Source organism: Arthrobacter sp. FW306-04-A (assembly GCF_044358315.1).
Lineage (GTDB): Bacteria > Actinomycetota > Actinomycetes > Actinomycetales > Micrococcaceae > Arthrobacter.
In genome coordinates this window covers 2867064-2891145 of sequence record NZ_CP084559.1, presented here as the reverse complement: position 1 = coordinate 2891145, position 24082 = coordinate 2867064, and the positions used below count along the sequence as shown (strand labels likewise).

Sequence of the window (24082 nt, the reverse complement as noted above, 5' to 3'; positions counted from 1 at the left end):
GGATTATCAGGGCGCGGGCCTTGTCACGGCCGGTGAATTCGCTTCACGGCCGGACTGTAGACTGGGATTCTTATGGACAGTAATTCTAGGTGCCGGCCTGGGACCTGCGGGGGAAGCCGTTTGGCAATCTCCGCGAAGCGCACCCGTCGAGCCGGCAACACCCGTACACATGCCCATCGCACGCCGGAGTTCCAGGCCGGCAGCGCAGCGGATCGTTCTTCCGCTGCGTCCGACCAACCCCCGCCGGGTCAATCAGCCATTAGTCTGCCTGGGCTCCTGCTCCAGCCTTCTGCTCCAGCCGGCGGTGGCCTCTAATGGAGTGGCTATTCCTTCTCGCCGGTGTGCTCCTGATTCTGGGCACGGGCTTCTTTGTCGCCGTGGAATTCTCCCTAGTGACTCTCGACCAGGCGACCGTCCAAAGAGCGATCGACGGCGGCGACCACGCCGCTGTGGCGTTGCTCAAATGCTTGAAATCCCTCTCTACCCAGCTGTCAAGCTGCCAATTGGGGATCACCCTCACTACCTTGCTGACCGGTTTCGTCATGGAGCCTTCGGTTGGCTCCCTGTTGCACGGACCGTTGCTCTGGGCCGGACTGCCTGAGGCTGCTGCGCAGTCCGTGTCGCTCATCATGGCCATGACCTTCGCCACCGTGTTGTCGATGCTGATCGGCGAGCTCGTCCCGAAGAATATGGCCCTAGCCCTGGCTTTTCCGCTGGGCCGGAGGTTGGCCCGTCCGCAATTGATGTTCACAGCCGTGTTCAAGCCCGCAATCGTGGTGCTCAATGGCTTCTCCAACAAGATGCTCAACCTCGTTGGGCTTGAGGCCAAGGAAGAGATCTCCGGCGCCCGCTCGCCTTCTGAATTGGCCTCTTTGGTGCGCCGTTCGGCGGAGCTGGGAACCCTCGACGCCGGGACGGCCAACTTCGTTGCGCGCACGCTGAACTTTTCCGCCCGGACCGCGGCGGATGTCATGACGCCGCGCATCCGTATGGAAACCATTGACGCCGATCAGCCGGTATCGGACATCATCGAGGCCGCCCGGCGCACCGGATACTCCCGCTTTCCTGTCATCGGCGAGTCCGCCGATGACATCCGTGGCGTGGTGCACATCAAGAAAGCCGTGTCCGTCCCGTCTGAACGCAGGAGTAGGGTCGAGGCCGGCGCCATCATGTCCGCGGTCCTGAGCGTTCCCGAAACCATCCACCTCGACTCTTTGCTCTTGGAACTCCGCGAGGGCAACCTGCAACTCGCCGTCGTGCTTGATGAGTACGGTGGAACCGCAGGAATTGCAACGCTCGAGGACCTGGTGGAGGAAATCGTTGGCGAAGTGGCGGATGAACACGACAAAGTCCGGCCTGGATTGCTGCAAAGCGCCTCGGGGGACTGGTACTTCCCCGGACTATTGCGCCCGGACGAGGTCAGCGAACAGATCCCGGGCCTGACCGTCCCGGACGACTCCGCGTACGAGACCGTAGGCGGCTATGTCATGAGCCAACTGGGACGGATCGCGATTGTCGGCGACGTCGTTGAGGCGGGCGGCGGCACCCTGGCCGTCACTCGAATGGACGGCCGCCGGATCGATCGCATTTGTTTCCACCCCACAGTGCCCGAGCCTGACGATGGAGGCACTGACGATAAATCCATTGCGGAACGTGAAGCGACGGGATGGCAAAGCAGGAAGCAAGCGAGCAAGCGGCTAGGTAAGGGCTCAGGCAGTTCGGCAGGCAATGCCGTTGGCAACCCCTCAGGCAAAACCGCCCGCAAAGGACGTGCTGCATGAGCGACTGGGCAGGAATCCTGTGGCTCGTAGTTCTGTTGATCGGCAACGCCTTCTTTGTCGGCGCTGAGTTTGCCGTCATGTCTGCGCGCCGCAGCCAGATTGAACCTTTGGCCAAACGCGGTTCCAAGCGCGCGCAGACCACCCTCTACGCGATGGAACACGTCTCGTTAATGCTTGCGTGTGCTCAGCTTGGCATTACCGTGTGTTCGTTGCTGATTCTCCTCGTGGCCGAGCCGGCCATCCACCATTTGCTGGGAACACCACTGGAATCCGTGGGCGTCCCCGTCGAATTGGCGGATGTCATCGCTTTTGCGGTTGCCTTGCTGGCGGTCACGTTTTTGCATGTGACCTTTGGCGAGATGGTCCCCAAGAACATCTCTGTTTCCGTGGCGGACAAGGCAGCATTGCTGTTGGCGCCTCCTTTGGTCCACATAGCACGCTTCGTGAAGCCCGTTATCTGGACGCTGAACTTTCTGGCAAATCGAATTCTGCGCCTGATGAAGATCGAGCCGAAGGACGAGGTGACCTCCTCCTTCACGCTTGAGGAGGTGCAGTCGATCGTCCAGGAATCGACTCGCCACGGACTGGTGGACGACGACGCCGGCCTGCTGAGCGGCGCGCTTGAGTTTTCAGAGCACACCGCCGCGCACATCATGGTGCCGCTCGACAAGCTCGTGATGCTCAAGCCTGGATCCACGCCGCGCCAACTGGAGAAAGCCGTCAGCCGCACCGGTTTCTCGCGTTTCCCGGTGTTGGACGACGACGGCGAGCTGACCGGTTATCTGCACATCAAGGATGTGCTCTCCATCCCCGAGGAGGGACGGCGCTATCCGATTGCGGAAAGCCGGATCCGGTCCCTCGTGAACCTCGCGCCCGAGGACGAGATTGAAGAAGCCATGTCCGTGATGCAGCGGACCGGCTCGCACCTTGGCCGGGTTGTCGGGACGGGCGGCGCGACGCTGGGTGTGTTGTTCCTGGAAGACGTCATCGAACAGTTGGTTGGCGAGATCCGTGATGCTACCCAGGCCACGGGGATCCGGCGCTTGGGCGGACCTGCGTCAACATAAGGTCCTTGCCGGCCCTGCGGGGCCGGCAAGGACCTTTCATGAATCCTAAATAGGAATCATTCCCATTTATGGATACACTCATTGAGCCAACTATTGTGCTTGATTCTCATTTGAGTAGATCCGAGGTTTCCCGTGCGTCGCACCGCCGCCCGTCTTTCCCTTGCCGCTTCCGCCGGCCTCGCCGTCCTGCTTGCCGCATGTGCGGCACCCGCCGCGACTGCGCCGTCGTCGTCCTCCGGCGTGATTGATGTGGTCGCCTCCACCAGTGTTTATGGCGACATCGCCAAGAGCGTCGGTGGCGACAAAGTGGCGGTGACCTCCATCATCACCAAAACCAGCCAAGATCCGCACTCCTACGAGGCCAGCACCCAGGACAAGCTGGCCATCTCGAAAGCCCGGCTGGTGATCGACAACGGTGCGGGCTACGACGACTTCTTCAGCAAGCTGAGCGATGACAGCAAAGTTCCCGCTGACAAGGTCATCACCGCCGTCAACACGTCCGGGCTTCTTCCCACTGCGACGGCCGGCGCGCCATCCAAGGTGCCGGAAGGGTTCAACGAGCATGTCTGGTACAACTTCGACGCCATGGGAAAGGTGGCAGATGCCGTTGCCGCGAAGCTCGGAAGCCTGAACTCCGCGGAAGCCAAGACGTTCACCGCCAATGCCGATAAGTTCAAGTCGTCCTTGAGCGGGCTCAGCGCCAAAGTGGCTGAAATCAAGGCATCCAAAGGCTCCGCTCCGGTAGCCATCACCGAGCCGGTCCCGGGCTACCTGCTTGAAGCTGCTGGCCTGGAAAACAAGACGCCTGAGGAATTCAGCCACGCGATCGAGGCCGGCTCGGACGTTCCTCCGGCGGCAGTCAAGGAAACTAGCGATCTGATTACTTCGAAGTCGGTGCGGTTCCTGGCGTACAACGAACAGACCGCGGGCGCCGAGACTGAGAAACTGAAGGCGGCAGCAACCACGGCCGGAGTTCCGGTTGTCGGATTCACCGAGACACTTCCGGAGGGCAAGGACTACATCGCCTGGATGACGGACAACGTGGGCAACATCGCCGCTGCGTTGAACAAGTAGCGAGCATAGGCAAGACAGGAAGCTGACAGGCCCCGCAATCGTCCTAAGATGTACAGGGCGGCTGCGGGGGCTTTTTGTGTTCCGAACATAGGGTGCTTTCCAAAACACAGGGTGCACTCCAGGCGCATGCAACAGCAACACAGCTCGCGAACCCCATGGATCGAGGATTTCTTTTTGACACCGGTAGTGAGCCTTCGCGGTGCGGGTCTCCAGTTTGGCCAGCGCGCCCTCTGGAAGGACCTCGATGTGGACATCAGGGCGGGTGAGTTCTTCGCTGTGCTTGGTCCCAACGGCAGCGGCAAGACCAGTTTCCTCAAAGTCCTCCTCGGCTTGCAGCAGCTCCACTCAGGGACAGTGACCGTGGGCGGACACCCTGTTGAGCGAGGCAGCCGAAGGATCGGCTATGTCCCGCAGCAGAAGTCCTTTGCCCCGGACACACCGCTGCGCGCACGGGACCTGGTTGCCCTCGGCGTCGACGGCCACCGCTGGGGTTTGCGGATTAACGCCAAGGCTGTCAATGACCGCGTCGACGGTCTTTTGGAACTGGTAGGGGCGAGCGACTACGCCAGCGTTTCAGTTGGCCAATTGTCAGGAGGGGAGCAGCAGAGGCTCCGCGTTGCGCAGGCGTTGGCCACCGAGCCTGAACTCCTGCTCTGTGACGAACCGCTGCTCTCCCTGGATTTGCATCACCAACAGGCCGTGAGCGCCCTCATTAACCGGCAATGCCACGAACGGAACAGTGCCGTGGTATTCGTGACCCACGAGATCAATCCGGTCATCGACTACGTAGACCGTGTCCTCTACCTCGCAGGCGGCCGGTTCAGGGTGGGAACACCCGAAGCCGTCATGACCACAGAAGTTCTCTCCGAGCTGTACAACAGCCATGTGGAGGTGATCCGCGCGAACGGCCGGATCGTCGTCGTCGGGCTTCCGGACGCCACCACTCACTACCATGACGACGCGCACGCCGGCGTGGAGGAGGGCCACTAAATGGACTTTGGCAGCATCCTGCACACCATCTTCAACTTTGAAAACTACGGAGAACTGCTGGCGTTAGTACAGAATTCCATCTGGGCTGGTGCCGTCCTGGGCCTGCTCGGCGGGCTCGTGGGCACTTTTGTCATGAAGCGGGACCTTGCTTTCGCCGTGCACGGCATTTCGGAATTGTCTTTCGCCGGGGCCTCATTCGCATTGCTCATCGGAACGGACATCATTCTTGGCTCGCTGGTGGGTTCTGTTGCGGCCGCACTGCTCCTGGGACTCATGGGCGTCCGGGCACGGGACAAGAACTCGATCATTGGCGTCATCATGCCGTTCGGACTGGGCCTTGGCATTTTGTTCCTGGCCCTTTACCAGGGCCGGGCTGCCAACAAGTTCGGACTCCTGACCGGCCAGATCGTCTCAGTGGACTCCGTGCAGCTCCAGGTTCTGGCAGGCACGGCCGTGGTGGTCATGATCGCGCTCGCCGCAATGTGGCGGCCACTGAGTTTCGCGAGCGTTGATCCCGAGATGGCGGAAGCCAGGGGAGTGCCCGTCCGCGGGTTGGCGATTGCCTTCATGGTGTTGCTCGGCGTCAGCGTTGCGCTGTCCATCCAGATAGTCGGCGCACTGCTGGTACTGGCCCTGCTGATCACTCCCGCGGCAGCTGCCCTGCGGGTGACCACTTCGCCGCGGCTTGTGGTCCTGTTGAGCGTGCTCTTTGCGATCACTGCCACGGTGGGCGGAATCCTCCTCGCGCTCGGCAGCAGGGTTCCCATCAGCCCGTACGTCACCACATTGTCATTCCTGATCTATGTGGTGTGCCGGATCATCGGCAACATACGCGCCAAACGTGGGATCAACGGCCGGGTAGTTCGTCCGCACGCTGTCATGGACCAAGCAGCGGAGGACCGCGCGGTGGCTGGCTAGACGCGGTGGCTGGCTAGAGAAGGCCGGCGGCCTTCTTGGCAGTGCACTCGGGGCAGAGTCCGAAAATCTCCACCGTGTGCGCCACATCGGTGTAGCCGTTCTCGGCCGCCACCCGGGCCGCCCACGTCTCGACAGCCGGGGCCTCCACCTCGACGGCCTTGCCGCAATTGCGGCACAGCAAGTGATGGTGGTGACCTGTTACGGCGCAGCGGCGGTAGACGGCTTCACCGTCGGCATTGCGAAGTGCATCGATGAGACCATCGTCGGCCAGGGACTGCAGAATGCGGTAAGCCGTGGCCAAGGACACGGAGACGCCCTGGTTCTGAAGCAGTCGGTACAGTTCCTGGGTGCTCACGAAATCGTCCAGTTCGTCCAGGGCGGCGCTGACAGCCAGGCGCTGCTTGGTGACGCGCTGCTCCTTGACAGCGGGATCCTTCGCAGCCGGGAGGGGCTGGGCTGCGGGCCCGGACGTGGCGGCATTGGCGCCGTGTGACATTCGTGAACTCATTTCGATGTGGATGTTCGCAAACACCAAGGTTACCAGCCGGCCACCCTTGGATACCGGTTCCAGGACGCCGGCTCGTGGACACCGCCCGAGGGCCGCCTCTAGGCTGGCTGCATGAAGCTCACCAAGTTCACCCATGCTTGTGTCCGCCTGCAAAAGGACAGCCAAGTCCTCGTGATCGACCCAGGCACCTTCTCCGAGTCCGGGGAAGCCCTTGCCGGGGCCCACGCGGTGCTGATCACCCACGAGCACGCTGACCATGTGGACGCCGACGCAGTCGTCGAGGCGCTCAAAGGAAACCCCGGACTGCAAGTGCATGCACCTTCAGGTGTCGCCTCCCAGCTCGCTGCCAAAGCGGGCGACGACGGCGGCCGGGTGCACGCCGTCGAACCCGGCGCCTCCTTCGAAGCCGGGGGCTTCGCGGTGCGCTCCTTCGGAGGGCAGCATGCCCTCATCCACCCGCAGATTCCCGTGGTGGCCAACATCGGCTACCTCGTGGACGAAAACGTCTTCCACCCCGGAGACTCGTTCGTTGTCCCTGATGGCATTGACGTCAAGACGCTCTTGGTGCCGATTCACGCACCGTGGTCAAAGGTGGGCGAAGTGGTGGACTTCGTGATCTCCGTCCGGGCACCCAAGGCCTACCCTGTCCACGATGGCTTGCTCAACGAACTGGGACGCGGGTTGGTTGAAGCCCATGTGACCCGGATCGGCGCGAAGTATGGCACCAGCTACGCCAGGCTGTCCCCGCGGGAGTCCGTGGAGGTCTAGCCCGGTCCGCTGGCCGCGCCCGTCTACATGTTCCTTGGCCACGTGCCCGTCTCGAAGAAGTCGGCCAGGACGGCCTCGTACGGCGCGGGATCCAGGCCGCGCTCGGCGATCCATGCCGGATTGTAATAGCTTCCCGCGTAGCGATCGCCGGCGTCGCACATGAGGGAGACAATGCTGCCGCGCTTTCCCTGGGCCACCATGTCCGCAATCAATTGGCAGACGCCCCAAAGGTTGGTTCCCGTCGATGGCCCGGCATGAAGCCCCGCAAGCCGATGCAGTTGCCGCATGGCCGCCACGGAAGCGGCGTCGGGAACCTGGATCATGGCGTCGATGACGGCCGGGACGAAGCTGGGCTCCATCCGCGGCCGCCCAATGCCTTCGATGCGGGACGGCATCCCCGTGGAGTAGTCCGGGACGCCGTCGCGCCAACCCGGATAGAACGCTGAGTTCTCCGGATCGACAACGGCCAGCCGGGTGGAGTGGCAGTGATACCGCAGGTACCGGCCGATGGTGGCGCTGGTTCCCCCGGTGCCCGCGCCCACCACGATCCACTCGGGTACGGGGTGCTCTTCGAGGGCGAGTTGTTCAAAGATTGACTCGGCGATGTTGTTGTTTCCCCGCCAGTCGGTGGCGCGCTCGGCGAAGGTGAATTGGTCCATGTAGTAACCGCCGGACGTTCGGGCAACGTCCTCGGCTACCGCATAGACCTCGGAAGCATGGTCCACCAGCAGGCAGGCGCCACCGAACTCTTCAATGAGCGCAATCTTTTCCGGGCTGGTGGTTCGAGTCATCACGGCGATGAAGGGAAGCCCGATCAGCCTGGCGAAGTATGCCTCCGATACCGCTGTGCTGCCGCTCGAAGCCTCGACGATGGTGGTCCCTTCGCTGATCCAGCCGTTGACCAGGCCGTAGAGGAAGAGCGACCGGGCTAAACGATGCTTGAGGCTGCCGGAACGGTGCGTGGACTCGTCCTTGAGATAGAGATGGACGCCCCAGTGTTCGGGGAGCGGCACTGCGTAGAGGTGCGTGTCCGCCGAGCGGTTGTTCTCGGCCTCGATGCGGCGGATTGCTTCGCTGGCCCATGCCCGGTCCTGGTTGCGTAGAGTGCTCACCGATCCAGCCTACCGGCGGTGCCTGCCGCGCAAGGATAGGCTGGTGACCGGTTGGCAGCTGCATGGCAGCAGCTTCGAAGTCGTTTGGTAGACACAATAAACGAAGGAGATTTGATGGCCACCCTCATCGACGTAGCCGCGCTCAAGGACCGCATGGAGGCGGGCAATCGGACCGTATTGCTCGATGTCCGCTGGACGCTGGGCGATCCGCACGGCCATTCGCATTTCCGCCAGGCCCACATCCCCGGCGCAGTCTATGTGGACTTGCACAATGAGCTCGCGGATCCGTCAGCCGAGGGCCAGGGTAGGCACCCGTTGCCCCGCACCGCTGCGCTGCAGCGAAGCGCCCGTGCTTGGGGCATCAACGACGGCGACACTGTTGTTGCGTACGACGACAGCGGCAGCACCGCGGCAGCGCGGTTATGGTGGCTGCTCCGGGACGCCGGTTTCCATTCCGTGTTCCTGCTCGACGGCGGATTGGGCGCCTGGCGCGCGGCAGGCTACCCGTTGGCCCAGGATGAGCAACCACCGGTACCCGGCGACGTCGTACTTGGCCACGGCCACATGGATGCCATCAGCATGGAGGAAGCGGCAGACTGGCACAATCGCGGAATCCTTCTCGATGCCCGCGCTGGAGAACGCTACCGTGGTGAAATCGAACCCATTGATCCCCGCGCCGGACACATCCCCGGCGCGTTGAGCGCCCCCACCGCCGGAAACCTCGGCCCGGACGGCACATTTCTCCGTGCAGCCGAGCTCCGCTATAGATTTGCTGCCCTGGGCATCGACGATGGCAGCAAAGTGGCTGTCTACTGCGGCTCAGGGGTGACGGCGGCCCATGAAATCGCCGCCCTCGAAATCGCCGGATTCAAGGCCGCGCTGTTCCCTGGGTCCTTTTCGCAGTGGTCCTCGCTTGACTCCAACCGGGTGGTGACCGGTGCCGAGCCCCTGGGCGCCCCGGGCCGGTGAAATTTGCTTCGGTCAGTGACGCCGAAGGGGCTGGCGGCACTGAGTGGCAAAACTTCAGGTCGCGGGGGTAGCGTCGAAACATGACTCCCGGACGCCCCGTTCCCCCGCCCCTTGGCAAGCCGCTCGTCGTGGCTGACGAGACAGCGGAAGCCGCCCCATCAACACCCGGCGCGCACGGCACGCCGACACTCGCGGCCGCATACGGCGCCACTTCTGCGGACAGCGGTCTTGTCCCGCTGACCGTCGCCCGCCGCGGACCCAAAGAGGACGACGTCGAGATCGAGATCGATTTCTGCGGCCTGTGCCACTCCGATGTCCACGCGACACGGGGCGAATGGGGTGCCCAAAACTATCCTCTGGTTCCCGGCCACGAAATCGTGGGCCGGGTCCGCAGCGTGGGCTCCGCCGTCGACGACTTCGCGCCCGGTGACCTGGTGGGCGTCGGCTGCTTGGTGGACTCCTGCAGGGAGTGCGACAGCTGCCTCGAAGGCCTGGAACAGTATTGCGAACGCGGAAACGTTGGCACCTATGGGGTGAAGGACACGCGTAACGGCAACTCCATCACCCAGGGCGGGTACTCCACCTCGGTGGTGGTTGACCGCAGCTTCGTTCTCCGGGTGCCAGAGGGCCTTGACCCTGCAGCAGCGGCGCCCTTGCTGTGCGCGGGCATCACCACCTACTCGCCGCTGCGCTACTTCGACGTCGAGGAGGGGGACGTCGTAGGCGTCGTCGGACTCGGTGGGCTGGGCCACATGGCGGTCAAGATTGCGAAAGCCATGGGGGCGCACGTAGTGGTCTTCACCACCTCGGAGGCCAAGTTCGAGGCGGCAATAGAACTTGGCGCCGACGACGTGATCCTCTCGAAGGATCCCGAGGCAATGGAAGGCGCCAACCGCACCATCGACGTCATGATCGACACCGTTGCGGCGCCCCATGACCTGAACCCGTACTTCCGTACCTTGCGGCTGAACGGTGCCCTCTTCCAATTGGGGCTGCCTCCCACCGACATGCCCCCGGTCAACCCCGGCGCGCTGATTCGGCGCCGCCTTTCCTATGCAGGCTCGTTGATCGGCGGCATTGCCGAGACCCAGGAAATGCTGGACTTCTGTGCCGAGCACGGCGTAGTAAGCGAGGTCGAAGTCGTCACTGCCCGGCAACTCAACGAAGCCTACGACCGCATGGTTGCCGGCGACGTCAAATACCGTTTCGTCCTCGACACCAAGACCCTTCAGCCCCCTTCGGAAAAGGCAGACGTATGAGCACCCTGTTTACCAAGATCATTAACGGCGAGATTCCCGGACGTTTTGTCTGGAAGGACGACGACGTGGTGGCCTTCCTGACCATCGCACCCATCACCCAGGGCCACACTTTGGTGGTCCCTCGAGACGAGGTTGATTCCTGGACGGACGCTTCGCCGGAATTGTTGGGCAAGGTCATGGATGTGGCCCAGAAGATCGGCAAAGTGCAGGAGGGCGTGTTCGCGGCCAAACGCATCGGGGTTCTCGTGGAGGGCTTTGAGATCGAGCACCTGCACGTCCACGTGTGGCCGGCCTACTCCATGGCCGATTTCGAGGTCCACAACGTTGACCGTCACCCGGATCCCGCAACCATGGACACCAGCGGGGTCAAGCTTCGTGCCGCCCTCCGCGCCGCCGGGCACGGAGAGTTCGTTCCGGCGGACTGAGGTCCCCGGATACGGTGCTACGCGGGTGCCAACGCCTGGTTGAGCACCGTCCGGATACGCTTTTCCGAGACCGAGTAGGCCGTGCCAAGCTCGACCGCGAAGAGGCTCACACGGAGTTCCTCGATCATCCAGCGCACCCGTGTTAACTCGGCGCCCGCCCGTCGGACGGGCAGAAGCGCAGAGACGGCGTCGTCGTAGTCATCTTCCAAGGCCTGGACGACAGACATGTTCAACCCGTCACGCTGGACATTGCTCGGAAGCTTTTCGAGGCGCTTCTCAATCCCGGCCAGATAGCGCGGCACCTGGCTGAGCTGGGCGTAGCCCGTCTGTGCCACAAAACCGGGGAAGACGAGTTGCTCCAGCTGGCTCCTCATATCATTGAGCGCACTGATCAAGGCGAGGCTCGTGCTGCCCTTGAGCTGTTTCTCGATTCGGCGGGTGCTGGCCAAGACGCGTTCGACGACGGCTGTCACCGTGAAGACGGTGTCGATCAGTTCCGCTCGGACCAGTTCGTAGAGGGCATCGAACGCTGCCTTGTCCCAGGGGAGTTCGGCTGGAGTCAGCTTGTCGATAGCCGCGAGGACACAGTCCGCGATCAAAGCGCTCACCGAACCGTGCGGGTTCTGGCTGAACGTCAGTTTCTCGGTGTTGTTCAAATGTTCCAGGACATAGCGGTCCGGGGCAGGAACGCGGAGAGCGAGTAAACGGATGACACCGCCACGCATTGCGGACTCTTGCTCTGACCGGGTCTGGAACACCCGCAGCGCGACGGACTTGCCCTCGTCTACCAAGGCCGGAAAACCCGTGACGTCGTGCCCCTTCACCGTCCGGGTCACCTGGCGTTCAATTGCGCCGAAGGTCCACCCGGTGAGCCCGCTTTGCTCCGACAGGAAACCGGCCGCCTGCGGCGCCGGGCTGCCGCCTCCGTAAGTGGTAACCCCTGCAGTGGACGCGGCGGTGCCCTTCGGCCCCTTGGTGCGCACCGTCGTCGCGGGTGTTGCCCCGAGGGATTCGGCGATGGCCCGTCGGGTGGCCGGGGCCAGTTGTTCCTGAAGGTCGGCGAGGTCCTTACCTTCGTCCAGCACCTTGCCGCGACTGTCCACCACCTTGAAACTGACACGCAGGTGCGCCGGCACGGTATCCCAATTCCAGGACCCTGGCGGAATGATGTGTCCGCGAATACGGCGCAGCACGAGCTCAAGCGAGGCCTCAAGCTCGTCCGAGGCAGGATCGAAGTCAGTTTCCAAGGCAGCAGCCGCTTGCCGGGCCACGTCCGGGGCCGGAACGAAGTTCTTGCGGATGTGTTTGGGCAGCGACTTGATCAACGCCGTGACGAGCTCCACCCGTTGGCCGGGGATCTGCCATCGGAAGGCGGCGTCGTCGAGCTGGTTAAGGAACAGCACGGGGACTTCGGCTGTGACACCGTCCGAGGGATTAGGCGGCGAGCCGGGAGCCACAGGGTGGAACTCGTAGCTCAGCGGCAGCTCAAAGCCCTTGTGCAACCAGGTTTTTGGATAGGCAGAATCATCCAGGGCCTCGGCGTCCTCGCTGATGAGGAGCGATTGGTCGAAGTCCAGCAGGGTGGGGTCTTGCTGACGGGCTTCTTTCCACCATTTGTCGAAGTGCCGTTCGGAGACCACGTCCTTGCCGATTCTGGCGTCGTAGAACTCGAAAAGCGTGTGGTCGTCCACCAGGATGTCCCGGCGGCGCATCCGCGTCTCCAGTTCCTCGATCTCGTGGAGGAGAGCGCGGTTGCGGTGGAAGAACTTGTGGTGGGTCTTCCAATCGCCTTCAACTAGGGCGTGCCGGATGAAGAGTTCGCGGGAGAGGTCTGGGTCGATCCGGCCGTAATTGATGCGGCGGTTCGGGATGATGGGAACTCCGTAGAGCATCACCTTCTCGTGCGCCATGACCGAACCTGTCCGGGCGGACCAGTGGGGCTCGCTGTAGGAGCGCTTCACGAGATCCGGGGCTACTTGCTCGGCCCACAAGGGATCGAACTTCGCCGCGACCCGGGCCCACAGCCGGCTTGTTTCAACCAATTCCGCGGCCATGACAAAGGCCGGAGACTTCTTGAACAGGGCCGAGCCCGGGAAGATGGCGAACCGGCTGCCGCGTGCTCCGGCGTATTCGCGCTTGCGTTCATCCAGCAGGCCGATGTGGCTCAGCAGCCCCGAGAGCAAGCTGACGTGGATGGCCTCGTTGTTGCTTACGGGGTCGGCCTCGCGTTTGTTGTCGATCGTGATTCCCAGCGGCTTGGCGAGCTGGCGCAATTGCTGGAAGAGGTCCTGCCATTCGCGGACGCGCAGGTAGTTGATGAACTCGTTCCTGCAGAGCCGGCGGAACTGCGTGGACGAGAGCTCCTGCTGCTTTTCCTGGATGTAGTTCCAGAGATTCAGGAATCCGGTGAAGTCCGAGTTCTCGTCCCGGAAGCGTGCGTGCTTCTCCGCTGCAAGTTGTTGCTTGTCCGTAGGGCGCTCGCGCGGATCCTGGATCGTCAGCGCGGCTGCCAGGATCATGACTTCCTTGACACAACCCCGCTTCCCGGCCTCCACAATCATCCTGCCGAGCCGGGGGTCCACCGGGAGCTGGGCCAGCTTCTGCCCGACGGCGGTCAGGCCGCTGCCCGAACGCCCGTTGCCGACGTCGCCGGTGGGGGGAGCTCCGCCGTCGCCCGTGCGGGCAGTGCTGCCGTCACTGGTGCGCGCTGCGCTTAGGGCGCCGAGTTCGCGCAGCAGCGTGACGCCGTCGTTGATGGCACGGGAGTCCGGCGGCTCAACAAAGGGGAAGTTCTCTACGTCTTTGGGGCCGCGGGCTACTCCCATGGCAGTCATCTGCAGGATGACGGCCGCGAGGTTGGTCCTCAGGATCTCCGGATCGGTGAACTGGGGACGGGACTCGAAGTCTTCCTCCGAATAGAGCCGGATCGCGATGCCTTCGGAGACGCGCCCGCAGCGGCCGGAACGCTGGCTTGCCGAGGCCTGCGATACACGTTCAATCGGCAGCCGCTGCACCTTGGTCCGGTGCGAGTAGCGCGAGATACGGGCCGTGCCGGTGTCGATCACGTACTTGATGCCGGGAACTGTCAGGGAAGTTTCCGCGACATTCGTGGCCAGGATGATCCGCCTCTTACCGCCGGGGTTGAAGACCCTGTGCTGCTCCTGCAGGCTCAAGCGGGCAAACAGTGGCAGGACTTCGGTTCCCGCCAGCCTGCGGTTGGACGCGATCCGGCCGTTCAGGGCCTCCGCTGCGTCACGGATCTCGCGCTCGCCGGAGAAGAACACCAGAATGTCGCCTGGAGCCTCAAGCGCGAGTTCGTCGACGGCGTCGCACACGGCATCGAGGGGGTCGCGGTCTTCCTCGAGTTCGTCGTCGGACGCGTCTTCATCGCCACCGCCGACGGGCTGGGACAGCGGCCGGTAGCGGATCTCCACCGGGTACGTCCGGCCCGAGACCTCGATGATCGGCGCAGGATCTTCTTCGCTGCCGAAATGCCTGGCAAAACGCTGGGGGTCGATCGTGGCCGAAGTGATGATGACCTTCAGGTCCGGTCGCTGCGGAAGGATCCGCTTGAGGTAGCCCAGGATGAAGTCGATGTTGAGGCTGCGCTCGTGTGCCTCGTCGATGATGATGGCACTGTATTTCCGCAGCAGCTTGTCCCGCTGGATTTCTGCAAGCAGGATGCCGTCGGTCATCAGCTTGATTTTGGTAGCCCTGCTGACTTCGCCGGTGAAACGGACCTGGAAGCCCACTTCCTGCCCGATCTCCACGCCCATCTCAAAGGCGATACGTTCGGCAACCGTGCGTGCGGCAAGGCGGCGCGGCTGGGTGTGGCCGATCAGACCTTTGTCCCCGAGGCCGAGTTCCAGGCACATCTTGGGGATCTGGGTAGTCTTTCCGGAGCCGGTTTCGCCGGCGATGATGGTCACCTGGTTTGCGGCGATGGCCGCCATCAAGTCCTCGCGGCGCTCGGAGACGGGCAGCTCTGCGGGGTAGGAAATATGAAGTGTCATGGCTGCTGACAGTCTACTGTGGCAGCGCGTCGCCTTGCAGTGCGTGGTTCCCGGCAGCTTTTTGCAGACGCCCGGCCATGGTGCGGGCGTAGTCCTTGAATTCCTCGGGGGAGATGATCTCAAAGTCCATGTCCAGGGCAGCGAGGTGGGCGGCCGGTTGCGCCAGGCTGTCCCAGCCCGCGCGGAGCAGGGTGGCGTTCCCGCCGTCGTCGCTCAAGCTGGCGAGCTGCGGGCCGACGACGGCGGCCACCTCGCCGATGGGGGCATGGAGGCGGACGACCACGTCGTAGCGATAAGGCGAGCGGGTCACCGATCGCTGGACGTAGTCCGCGAGGTCCTTGGACGGCAGGGAGCGCGGCACATACCTTTTCCGTTCGACCGGCAAGGAGGCGATGCGGTCGGCACGGAATGTGCGCCAGTCTTCCCGGTCGACGTCCCAAGCGACCAGGTACCAGCGGCGCCCGGTATCCACCAAGCGGTACGGCTCCACCAGGCGGCGGCCGGCCTCGCCGTCGGCCTTGACGTAGTCAAAACTGAGTTGCCGTTTGTCTGCGATTGCGGCAGAGACCACCGTGAGTTGTTGGGGGTCTACGGACGCCGCGTTGCTCGGCAGCGTGGTGACCGCGGCCTTGAGCATGGCGAACCTGGGGCGCAGGCGCGAGGGCAGCACCTGTTCGAGTTTCGCGAGTGCGCGTACTGAGGCCTCCCCGATGCCGGCCACAGGGCCCGCCGCCACGGAGTTCAGTCCCAAAGCGACCGCCAGGGCCTCATTGTCGTCGAGCAGCAGCGGCGGGAGCTGGGCTCCGGCGCCCAATTGGTAGCCACCGGCTATGCCGGGCGAAGCATGGATGGGATAGCCGAGGTTGCGGAGCTTATCGATGTCGCGGCGGACGGTGCGCTCGGTGACTCCCATCCGGTTGGCCAATGCCGGACCGGTCCATTCACGCCGGACCTGCAGCAAGGACAGCAATTGCAGCAGTCTTGCGGACGTCTGGATCATGGCATCGAATCTAGCCCACAATGCGGACAATAGCCGTCCTCATAGAGTTCTAGGCTGTGCCCGAGCCTTCGGGCAACGGATGGGGCCGCGCAGGAAGGCTCGGACAGTGCGTGGTTAGAGACAGTGCGTGGTTAGAGACAGTGCGGGGTTAGAGACGGGGCATGGTTAGAAGACTCGAAGCGTCCAGTAAGGGGTGCTAGGCAGTTCCCGGGCGGTCCAAGGCTGTTCGGAGCGGACGGGGGGAAGGTGGCCGCGGCCGTCTCGAAGAACTGCTGAGACAGTAGCAGCGGCAGTGATGACGAGGATGATAAACACCAAGATTCCGACGATTTCCATGTCTCCATCGTGTTCCTGATCCAGTCCAAGAAACAGTGGCAGAAATGACCCATTTAGGCAATTTTCTGCCACACTGGAGTTATGTTGAAAACGGTGGCAATCATTGTGGTTCCCAACTTCTCGATCTTCGAGTTCGGGACCGCCTACGAGGTCTTTGGCATTGATCGCAAGGACCGGGGGAGCGGCGTTCCCAGCTTTGATTTCAGGGTCTGCACCCCTGTCCCGGGCGATGTGAAGATGAAGTCCGGCCTGTCGATGCGCGTCGGCCTGGGGCTGGAGGCCGCGGACGATGCCGACCTCGTGATCATGGCCCCCTACGGCAGGGACGAGGACGTTCCAGAATCCGTGCTAGATGCCCTGAGGGCAGCCCACGCGCGCGGGGCATGGGTCATGTCGATTTGTTCCGGAGCATACGCACTTGCGCGCGCTGGGCTCTTGGACGGGCGCCGCTGCACAACGCACTGGCACTACTCGCAGGACCTGGCCAGCAGGTATCCGAAGATCCATGTGGATGAGAACGTGCTCTACGTCCAGGACGGAACACTCATCACCAGCGCGGGCACGGCGGCAGGGATTGACGCTTGCCTGCATCTGGTCCGTGTGGAGTTGGGCGCCAATGTCGCAGCAGCCATTGCGCGCGACATGGTGGTTCCGCCGCACCGGGACGGCGGCCAGGCCCAGTTCATCGATCGACCCATGCCCACGTGCGGCTCCGCGCCCATGGAGGCTTTGCTGCGCTGGATGGTGGAGAACCTTGACCGGGACCACAGCGTCAACGAACTGGCGTCCCGGCTTCACATGTCCGCCCGGACCTTCGCACGCCGTTTCCGGGCCGAGACGGGCGCCACACCTGCAGCCTGGCTCAACTCGCAGCGAGTGCTCCGGGCCCAGGAACTCCTGGAAACCACCGAACTGAACATTGACGAAGTTGCACGCGAAGCCGGGTTCGGGCATTCCGTGCTGCTGAGGCACCACTTTGCCAAGGTCCTGGACACCAGCCCGCAGTCCTACCGGAGGGCATTTCGCGGCCAGTTGGCCGAAGTCGGCTAGCGGAGGGTTTCCCGGCCTTCCACCTTGGCGTGCTCCACGAGGGTGTGCCATGGTCCGGTGACAGCGGTCTCCGGGAGCGTTGCCCTGTGTTGACCCGCTCGGATCGAATACATGAACCGGTCGGCTTGCCCTGCTACTGGCCCGGCTGATTGCCCGCGGGACGGCACTTGGTCCCAAGGGCAGGCCTCCACGATCGGCATCCAGCGTTGCTTATCTTCGGAGCTGGCGGCATCAACGGTCCAGACGCGCGTGATCGCTGCGACGCCGCCGCTGCGCTGGACGGTGATTTTCATGTTCGACGGCTTCCACTGCTCTGGTATGTGTTGCTAGAGCTTTACCTTCACAGTTTCCCACGCCATCAGGACGGCGTCATGCTCGGAAGAACCAGCCCCGAACAGTTCCTCTGCAGACGTCGCCGTTGCCTTGGCGAACCGCCGGAAGGTGCACGTAGCGGGTAGGGAGCCGCTTGTCAGGGTGTTGTACCAGATCTGGCCGGGCGCCTCCCACGCATTGCCGCCCAACTCCAGCGCAACGATCGAGAAAGCCCTGTTGGGGATGCCTGAGTTGATGTGGACACCGCCGTTGTCCGCGGTGGTCCGGACATACGTATCCATGGAGTCCGGTTGCGGATCCTTCCCGAGCACGTGGTCGTCGTAGGCGGTCCCCGGCGCCTTCATTGAGCGGAGCGCGGTGCCTTGAACGGCATCGGTGAACAAGCCCTCGCCAATCAGCCAGCTGGCCTCGGCCGCGGATTGCTTTCTGGCATGCTGCTCCACCAGCACCCCGAAGACGTCGGACATGGACTCGTTGAGGGCTCCTGCCTGGTTCCGGTAGGCGAGGGCTGCTGTGTACTGGGTGACGCCGTGTGCGAGTTCGTGCCCGATCACACTGAGCGACTTGGTGAACCTTTGGAAGATCTCGCCGTCGCCGTCGCCGAAGACCATCTGGCTGCCATTCCAGAACGCGTTGTCGTACAGCTGGCCGTAGTGGACCGTGGCATCGAGTTTCAGCCCGGCGCCGTCGATCGAATTCCTGCTGAACACTTCTGCGTAAAGCCTGTGGGTTTCGCCCAGTCCGTCGTAGGCTTCATCGGCGGCCGCGTCTCCGGTAGCCGCCCCGCCCTCCTTGCGGACGAGCTTTCCGGGCAGGACCTCGGTGGACCCGGTGTCGTAGATAGTCCGTTTCGGCGGACCTGGCTTGGCCTGGCGCGCTGTGGGTACCGGGGCCGGCGCGGGAAGCGAGCGGACCGCCTGAAGGGACTTGATGTGGAGCAGGGATTCCTTGGCCGCCCGTGCGATGATCCGCAGGCGGGGCTCATTCTGGGTTGCCAGCCTGCGCAGCATATAGGGCGGAATGATGGAACAGATCACAGCGAACCCTTTCGTACCCGGTGGACTTGACCAGGTACGAACAGCTTAGAAGCGGCCACCGACATTTTGGCCGGCTCGGTGCGGCATGTCCGTTATCACGTCAAGTGAGAGGCCTCCATCGGGCATGGAGGCGCGGGGTCCGCGCCGTTTTCGGAACCCTTCAGGATCCGTTGCAGCTTGCCGAGGTCCACGATGCCGTTGCCCCACGCCAACTCGATTTCGTAGAGGGCTTGCTTGTTGCGGCGGGCCGCTTCACAGTCCGGCATCGGTGTCCTCGGGTTCCGGGCGAAGGACGGTTGCGAGTTGCGCCGCTGGCAGCCGCGAGAGTTTCCCGGCAAGGACCGGGGCTTTGGCTTCGAGCTCCGGGAACGCAGCTGTGGGCTCCACTTTTGGTATCTGCACAAGAACGTTGTGTAGGGAGGAAGCAAAACGTGACGCGGTTTTTCCACTTATTTTTGATTGCCATCCCGACTACTCGCCGGGGCAAAGAAAAAACCCGCCAGTCCTTGAACTGGCAGGTTTTCCTGTTGTGCCCTCGATAGGATTCGAACCTACGGCCTTCTGCTCCGGAGGCAGACGCTCTATCCCCTGAGCTACGAGGGCATCCGGGGCTCCCAACCGTTGCCGGAGGGACGTCCACGAGCTTAGCAGGTCACCGCGCCGCAATGGAAAACGGGGAGGCTGTGCGCCGGGTCAGTAGCCCGAGAACGAGTCAGTATGGATTCGTCGGGCTCCCGCACGGCGTGCGGCAGCGCGAAGGGAGTCTACGTTTGCCGGGGACCCGGACACGTACACGTCCCGTTCGGCAACATCGGGAACGAGTTCCCGCAGCGAGTTGCCATCGATCCTGCCCGGTCCGGCGTCGTGTATGAACGACGGCGGCGGGGAGCCGTCTGCCACCCGCGCAATGACGCGCGCACCGGAGGCCTCCAAAATGTCTCGCCCGGCAAGTTCGGCAGCGCCGGGGGCGAGGTACAACACCACGATGTCCCTTCGCGCGGAGTCGACCGACGCCAGCTGGGATAAGAAAGGCGTGATCCCGATGCCCGCAGCGATGAGCAGCACCGGCTTGCCGACGTCGGACGGTAGGACAAAGTCACCGCCCACCGCGGTTCCGCGAACGCATTCTCCGGCCTCAAGGGCGAGCAACGCGCGCTTGGCGGCCGAGATCGGCTCCGCCGTGCCGACGCCGAAGGTCACCTCCGGCGAGCCTGGCGCGCTGGTGATGCTGAAGACCCGTCTCCGTCCCTTCCCGTCGGAGCGCGAGTGCGGAAGGTTGAGCTCCATGAACTGACCGGGTAGGAAACGAACGGGACGGTGCGGCTCAAAACGGAATTCGGTAGTGAACGGAGTCAGGGGACGCGACCCCTTGAAGGTCAGCATGACCCCGCCGCGTTGTCCCGCGAGGAATGCGAGGAAGTTGCCTACGAGCAGCGCAAGTTCCGGCGAATTGGCCACGATACCCAGGTTGTACGGCACTGCGAACAACACGCCGACGACCACCGCCAGCGCCAATTGCTGCAAGCGGCGAGGCGGCAAGGTGAGCGGCTCCGTGAGCATGAAGCCCACGAAAAACAGGAGCGGCCGTTGCGCAAGCGGCTGCCAGAGGGCGGATCCCCATGCCATGCCTGCCCGTAGGAGTTCGGCGGACACGACGGATACTGTGACCACCAGGAACGTGCAGGCCATCAGCATCTTCCGCGTCCTGTACAGCACCAGCAGGACCCCGGGCACAAGGAGCCACAACATGGCCGGAGTAGCGGCCCACCATGTCGCGATGTTCAAACCCGTGAGGCTGACGATGAAGGCACCAGCAGCCGCGGGGTTGAAAATGTGCCGACCACGGAAAGCCAGCACATACTTGGACGCCGATGCCAGGACACATGCCAAAACCACCCCGGCAAGGTCAGGAACCTGAACAGTGGGCGCGAGTTCGGTGGGCCAGAACAGGAAGTACAGGAGTAGGCCCGTGATGAGCGAAGACTCCGAATGGGACCGGACCTTGAACTGCACAGCCACCAGCCGGTTGGACGCATACGTCAGCCCCACGCACAGCACGAGGTGGACGAGCATTTCCGGCAGGCCGAACGTCAGCCAGCCGAGGACGTTCAACACCATGCTGTACACAGCAAGGATGGCGAGGATCCAAAGAATCAGCCGGTACATGGTGAAGCGGCCAAGCCAGGCATCCGAACGCGCTTTGATGGCGATCATGTGAACAGTGTCCCCTCAAAACCTGCCGAATAGGCTGCGTGTCCGTCCGAATAAACCTTGAGCCAGGAGAAATCGAATTCTTCGTCGAGCACCTTCGGATCCACGAAGAAGAGTGCCGTTGCCAGCGCATCGGCTTCCACTGCCGAGGCGGCCATGGTCCAGGTGGCCACCACCGTTTCCACCGGGCGCCCGGTGGCGCCGTCCAGGACATGGTGCAGGCCGTCCCCCCACGCGCGCCGGTTGGCCGCAGAAGCGCACAGGGCACCGTCGTGGAGTTCGACGACGCCGATCGCCTGGGTGGAGTCGTAAGGGTGTTCGAGGGCCACACCCAGTGGTTCCGCGCCGGAGTGGAACATGTCGCCGCTCGCGTCCACAAGGAACTCCGTGATCCCCCCTGAGCGCAGGACAGCAGCCACTAGGTCCACCAGCTGGCCCTTTCCGGCAGCGCCAATGTCCAGTACCAGCGGAGCGGAAGTGGAGATCTTTGAGCCATTCCAGTCCAGGACATCTTCCCAGCGCGGCGCCGGCACCGGGTGGCCGAGGGGCCGCAGGGCATAGTCCGCCCCGTAGCCCAACTGCTCAAGGCTGCTTCCGATCAGCGGGGTCATGGCCCCGCTGCTGAGGCGGTACAACTTCTTGAATAGCACTTCAAGCTCGGACGCCCCGGCCGGGAGAATGACAGTTCCGGCTTCCCGGGCGAGCCCGGCAACCAGGGAGTCGCCCCGGAACCGCGAATAGCTCCGGTCGTAGTCCTCCACGATCCCAAGCAAGCTGCGCCGGACCGTTTTGAAAAGCGGCTCCGGCGTCGAAATCTCCCACGTGGTTCCGATTCCGTCGAAGCCGAAGGCGCTCCAGCCCGGGTGTGGCATGGCGGTTATTTGGCCTCGGACTTGATGGTTTCCACGGCTTGGTTGAACCCGCCGCTTGTCAGGGAAGAGCCTGCGACCTTGGACACGTTGATGTCGTCCAGTTTCTTGCCGACGATCTGCGCAGCGATTCCGTCCTTGAACTCGCCCTGGAACTTCTTGGTGTTCGGGTTCGAGGGGTGGACGGTGATGTCGACGCCGGAAATGGTGCCACCGGACAAGGTCAACTGGACGCCTACGGTTTCCTGGCCGTTGGGCGAAGTGTAGGAGCCTTCGGCGCTGTAGGTACCGTCTTTGTACGAGCCCGATGATGAGGAGCCTGTCGTGGCCAGCTTGCTGGCGCCCGCCTGCGTGCTCGTATTCTGCGGGGTGCTGCCCTGGGCTGAGCTGGCTTGGGTGGAGGGCGCGCAAGCTGCCACCGAGCCGGCGAGGGTGAGGCCGGCGGCGCCGACGAGAATGCTCTTGTGGAGTGGCGTAGTCATGTTCTGCTCGTTTCAACTGGACAAGAAAGGGTCTTTGCACACAGACCGGAAGCACGGTTCGGGCACAAGGCCGTTCCGATGTTCAACGTGGAATTCAGCCTAGCGGCTCAGTCTGGGAGCTGTAGGTGGTGAAACTGTGCGTAGCCTGTGCGCCAACTGGTGCCCGCGTGCACGTGATCACTAAGCAAAGAATTCCACCACTTGCAAGCCCCACCGGTAGGCTAGACGGGTGACTCCCGAAGAACTCTCCGCCGCCATATCCGCCTGCCTGAAAGACGCTGTCGCCGCTGGCGAGCTTGCGCTTTCCGAATCTGCCCTCCCCGAGGACGTACGCGTGGAGCGACCCAAGAACCGGGAGCACGGCGACTGGGCTACCAACATTGCTTTGCAGCTGGCAAAACAGGCGGGGACCAACCCCCGCGAATTCGCCACGATTCTCAGCAAGCGACTGGAAGCGATCGACGGCGTCACCGCCGTAGCCATCGCCGGGCCGGGCTTCCTCAACATCACCGTGGACGCGGCCGCCGCCGGCGCACTGGCCAAGGCCATCGTCGAGGCGGGAAGCTCCTACGGAACCAACCAGGCGCTCGCAGGCCATGTGGTCAACATGGAGTTCGTCTCCGCCAACCCCACGGGACCGCTGCACATTGGACACACGCGCTGGGCCGCCCTGGGCGATTCCATTGCCCGCGTGCTCCGCGCCTCCGGCGCGGAGGTCACCGCCGAGTACTACATCAACGACGCCGGCACGCAGATGAACGTATTTGCGAACTCGGTGCTGTCTCGCCTGCACGGGCGCGGCGTTCCGGAAGGCGGCTACCCCGGAGAGTACATCCGGGAACTCGGCGACGAGATCCTCAAGGCCCATCCGGCAATCCGTGAACTCACCGATGCGGCGGCGCTGCCGGTGATCCGCGCCGCCGCCTACCAAGCCCAAATGAAAGACATCAAGGACACCCTTGCCGAATTCGGCGTCGCTTTCGATGTCTTCTTCTCCGAACAGGAACTGCACGACGCCGGTGCGATCGAATCCGCTGTTGGGCGCCTCCGGGAGCAGGGTCATGTGTTCGACGACGGCGGTGCCGTCTGGCTGCGCACCACGGACTTTGGGGATGACAAGGACCGGGTGATGATCCGCGCCAACGGCGAACCGACGTATTTCGCCGCCGACGCAGCCTATTACCTGTCGAAGAAGGACCGCGGCTTCACGGAGAAGATCTACCTGCTCGGCGCGGACCACCATGGCTACATCAACCGGCTCAAGGCCATTGCTGCCTGCGCCGGCGATGATCCCGAGGTCAACATTGAGGTCCTGATCGGGCAACTGGTCTCCGTCAACGGCGCCAAGCTGTCCAAGCGTGCCGGAAACATCATCGAGCTCAAGGACCTTATCGAGTGGCTCGGGAAGGACGCGGTGCGATACTCGTTGGCTCGCTTCCCCGCAGACTCGCCGCTGACACTGGATCCGGAATTGCTGAAGAAGAACAGCAACGAAAATCCGGTGTTCTATGTGCAGTACGCGCATGCCCGTTCCCGCGGAACCGCCCGCAACGCGATCGAGGCCGGCGTGGATCACAGCGCTTTTGACGCCTCCCTCCTGGACCACGCCACCGAGAACGAGCTGCTGTCCTACCTCGGCAGCTACCCGTCCATCGTGGCCAAGGCCGCGGAGCTCCGCGAACCGCACCGGGTGGCGCGCCACCTCGAGGTCATCGCCGGGGCATATCACCGTTGGTACGACGCTTGCCGCATTTCGCCCCTCGGCGACGAGCCCGTGCGGGACGTCAACCGCACCCGGCTATGGCTCAACGATGCCACGAGCCAAGTGCTGGCAAACGGACTTGGGCTCCTTGGCGTTTCAGCTCCGGAACGGATGTGAT

23 protein-coding genes and 1 tRNA gene are annotated in these 24082 nt (G+C 63.3%); 11 read left to right on the top strand and 13 right to left on the bottom strand.

The annotated features are described in order from the left end of the window. Positions 1-314: 314 nt before the first annotated feature. From LFT43_RS13315 to LFT43_RS13295, 5 genes are all read left to right on the top strand, one after another. Positions 315-1781, top strand: a complete 1467-nt coding sequence (locus tag LFT43_RS13315) for a hemolysin family protein (RefSeq protein WP_395797476.1) — start codon at positions 315-317, stop codon at positions 1779-1781. Beyond that, entirely contained in the window at positions 1778-2848 is a 1071-nt protein-coding gene (locus tag LFT43_RS13310; RefSeq protein WP_395797474.1) for a hemolysin family protein, read from the top strand. The genes LFT43_RS13315 and LFT43_RS13310 overlap by 4 nt, the downstream gene beginning before the upstream one ends. A 132-nt stretch (positions 2849-2980) precedes the next feature. Continuing rightward, entirely contained in the window at positions 2981-3922 is a 942-nt protein-coding gene (locus LFT43_RS13305; protein ID WP_395797472.1) for a metal ABC transporter solute-binding protein, Zn/Mn family, read from the top strand. A 126-nt stretch (positions 3923-4048) separates the two neighbouring features. Further along, on the top strand, positions 4049-4912 hold the full coding sequence (locus LFT43_RS13300; RefSeq protein WP_395797470.1) for a metal ABC transporter ATP-binding protein: 864 nt from the start codon (positions 4049-4051) through the stop codon (positions 4910-4912). Next, positions 4913-5830, top strand: coding sequence for a metal ABC transporter permease (locus LFT43_RS13295; protein ID WP_395797468.1), 918 nt, complete (start codon positions 4913-4915; stop codon positions 5828-5830). A gap of 13 nt (positions 5831-5843) precedes the next feature. Here LFT43_RS13295 and LFT43_RS13290 read toward each other — a convergent pair whose 3' ends face one another. Next, positions 5844-6326 (bottom strand): Fur family transcriptional regulator, encoded by a 483-nt coding sequence (locus tag LFT43_RS13290; protein ID WP_395797466.1) that lies wholly within the window; start codon positions 6324-6326, stop codon positions 5844-5846. A 123-nt stretch (positions 6327-6449) separates the two neighbouring features. Here LFT43_RS13290 and LFT43_RS13285 point away from each other — a divergent pair, with 123 nt between their 5' ends. Continuing rightward, positions 6450-7106: an MBL fold metallo-hydrolase gene (locus LFT43_RS13285; RefSeq protein WP_395797464.1), complete on the top strand. Its 657-nt coding sequence runs from the start codon at positions 6450-6452 to the stop codon at positions 7104-7106. A 23-nt stretch (positions 7107-7129) separates the two neighbouring features. On the opposite strand, the gene LFT43_RS13280 is transcribed toward LFT43_RS13285, so the two are convergent. After that, positions 7130-8218, bottom strand: coding sequence for a PLP-dependent cysteine synthase family protein (locus tag LFT43_RS13280; protein ID WP_395797462.1), 1089 nt, complete (start codon positions 8216-8218; stop codon positions 7130-7132). 114 nt (positions 8219-8332) lie between these two features. Here LFT43_RS13280 and LFT43_RS13275 point away from each other — a divergent pair, with 114 nt between their 5' ends. The 3 genes from LFT43_RS13275 (at position 8333) to LFT43_RS13265 (ending at position 10871) form a co-directional block, all read left to right on the top strand. Then, the gene (locus tag LFT43_RS13275; protein ID WP_395797460.1) at positions 8333-9187 is read left to right on the top strand and encodes a sulfurtransferase; all 855 of its coding nucleotides are present in this window, start codon (positions 8333-8335) and stop codon (positions 9185-9187) included. An 80-nt stretch (positions 9188-9267) separates the two neighbouring features. Then, positions 9268-10446: an NAD(P)-dependent alcohol dehydrogenase gene (locus LFT43_RS13270; RefSeq protein WP_395797458.1), complete on the top strand. Its 1179-nt coding sequence runs from the start codon at positions 9268-9270 to the stop codon at positions 10444-10446. After that, the gene (locus tag LFT43_RS13265) at positions 10443-10871 is read left to right on the top strand and encodes an HIT family protein (protein WP_395797456.1); all 429 of its coding nucleotides are present in this window, start codon (positions 10443-10445) and stop codon (positions 10869-10871) included. The genes LFT43_RS13270 and LFT43_RS13265 overlap by 4 nt, the downstream gene beginning before the upstream one ends. A 17-nt stretch (positions 10872-10888) precedes the next feature. Here the strand turns inward: LFT43_RS13265 and hrpA are convergent, their stop codons facing one another. The 3 genes from hrpA to LFT43_RS13250 all read right to left on the bottom strand — a co-directional run bounded on the left by hrpA (position 10889) and on the right by LFT43_RS13250 (position 16220). Then, positions 10889-14884 carry an ATP-dependent RNA helicase HrpA gene (gene hrpA / locus LFT43_RS13260; protein ID WP_395797454.1) on the bottom strand — a complete coding sequence of 1332 codons (3996 nt, stop codon included), beginning with the start codon at positions 14882-14884 and terminating at the stop codon, positions 10889-10891. Between the two features lie 13 nt (positions 14885-14897). Continuing rightward, positions 14898-15884, bottom strand: a complete 987-nt coding sequence (locus LFT43_RS13255) for a helix-turn-helix transcriptional regulator (RefSeq protein WP_395797452.1) — start codon at positions 15882-15884, stop codon at positions 14898-14900. Positions 15885-16049: 165 nt separating this feature from the next. Continuing rightward, positions 16050-16220, bottom strand: a complete 171-nt coding sequence (locus LFT43_RS13250) for a hypothetical protein (RefSeq protein WP_395797450.1) — start codon at positions 16218-16220, stop codon at positions 16050-16052. 81 nt (positions 16221-16301) lie between these two features. Here LFT43_RS13250 and LFT43_RS13245 point away from each other — a divergent pair, with 81 nt between their 5' ends. Further along, a complete protein-coding gene (locus LFT43_RS13245; RefSeq protein ID WP_395797448.1) occupies positions 16302-17270 on the top strand; it encodes a GlxA family transcriptional regulator in 969 nt (322 codons plus the stop codon). On the opposite strand, the gene LFT43_RS13240 is transcribed toward LFT43_RS13245, so the two are convergent. The 8 genes from LFT43_RS13240 to LFT43_RS13205 all read right to left on the bottom strand — a co-directional run bounded on the left by LFT43_RS13240 (position 17267) and on the right by LFT43_RS13205 (position 22202). Further along, positions 17267-17563, bottom strand: a complete 297-nt coding sequence (locus LFT43_RS13240) for a protealysin inhibitor emfourin (RefSeq protein ID WP_395797446.1) — start codon at positions 17561-17563, stop codon at positions 17267-17269. The genes LFT43_RS13245 and LFT43_RS13240 overlap by 4 nt on opposite strands. Before the next feature lie 33 nt (positions 17564-17596). Then, positions 17597-18613, bottom strand: coding sequence for a M4 family metallopeptidase (locus tag LFT43_RS13235; RefSeq protein WP_395803079.1), 1017 nt, complete (start codon positions 18611-18613; stop codon positions 17597-17599). Positions 18614-18735: 122 nt separating this feature from the next. Beyond that, a complete protein-coding gene (locus LFT43_RS13230; protein ID WP_395797444.1) occupies positions 18736-18906 on the bottom strand; it encodes a hypothetical protein in 171 nt (56 codons plus the stop codon). Continuing rightward, on the bottom strand, positions 18893-19027 hold the full coding sequence (locus LFT43_RS13225) for a hypothetical protein (protein ID WP_395797442.1): 135 nt from the start codon (positions 19025-19027) through the stop codon (positions 18893-18895). Before LFT43_RS13225 ends, LFT43_RS13230 begins: the two co-directional genes overlap by 14 nt. Before the next feature lie 143 nt (positions 19028-19170). Next, positions 19171-19243, bottom strand: a tRNA-Arg gene (locus LFT43_RS13220). 90 nt (positions 19244-19333) lie between these two features. Then, complete coding sequence (locus LFT43_RS13215) at positions 19334-20854, bottom strand: FAD-dependent oxidoreductase (protein ID WP_395797440.1); 1521 nt, start codon at positions 20852-20854, stop codon at positions 19334-19336. Then, positions 20851-21723, bottom strand: a complete 873-nt coding sequence (locus LFT43_RS13210; RefSeq protein ID WP_395797438.1) for an FAD:protein FMN transferase — start codon at positions 21721-21723, stop codon at positions 20851-20853. The genes LFT43_RS13215 and LFT43_RS13210 overlap by 4 nt, the downstream gene beginning before the upstream one ends. Before the next feature lie 5 nt (positions 21724-21728). Next, a complete protein-coding gene (locus LFT43_RS13205) occupies positions 21729-22202 on the bottom strand; it encodes an FMN-binding protein (RefSeq protein ID WP_395797436.1) in 474 nt (157 codons plus the stop codon). Between the two features lie 229 nt (positions 22203-22431). On the opposite strand from LFT43_RS13205, the gene argS reads away from it, so the two are divergent. Next, complete coding sequence (gene argS / locus LFT43_RS13200) at positions 22432-24081, top strand: arginine--tRNA ligase (RefSeq protein WP_395797433.1); 1650 nt, start codon at positions 22432-22434, stop codon at positions 24079-24081. The last annotated feature ends 1 nt before the right edge of the window (position 24082 follow it).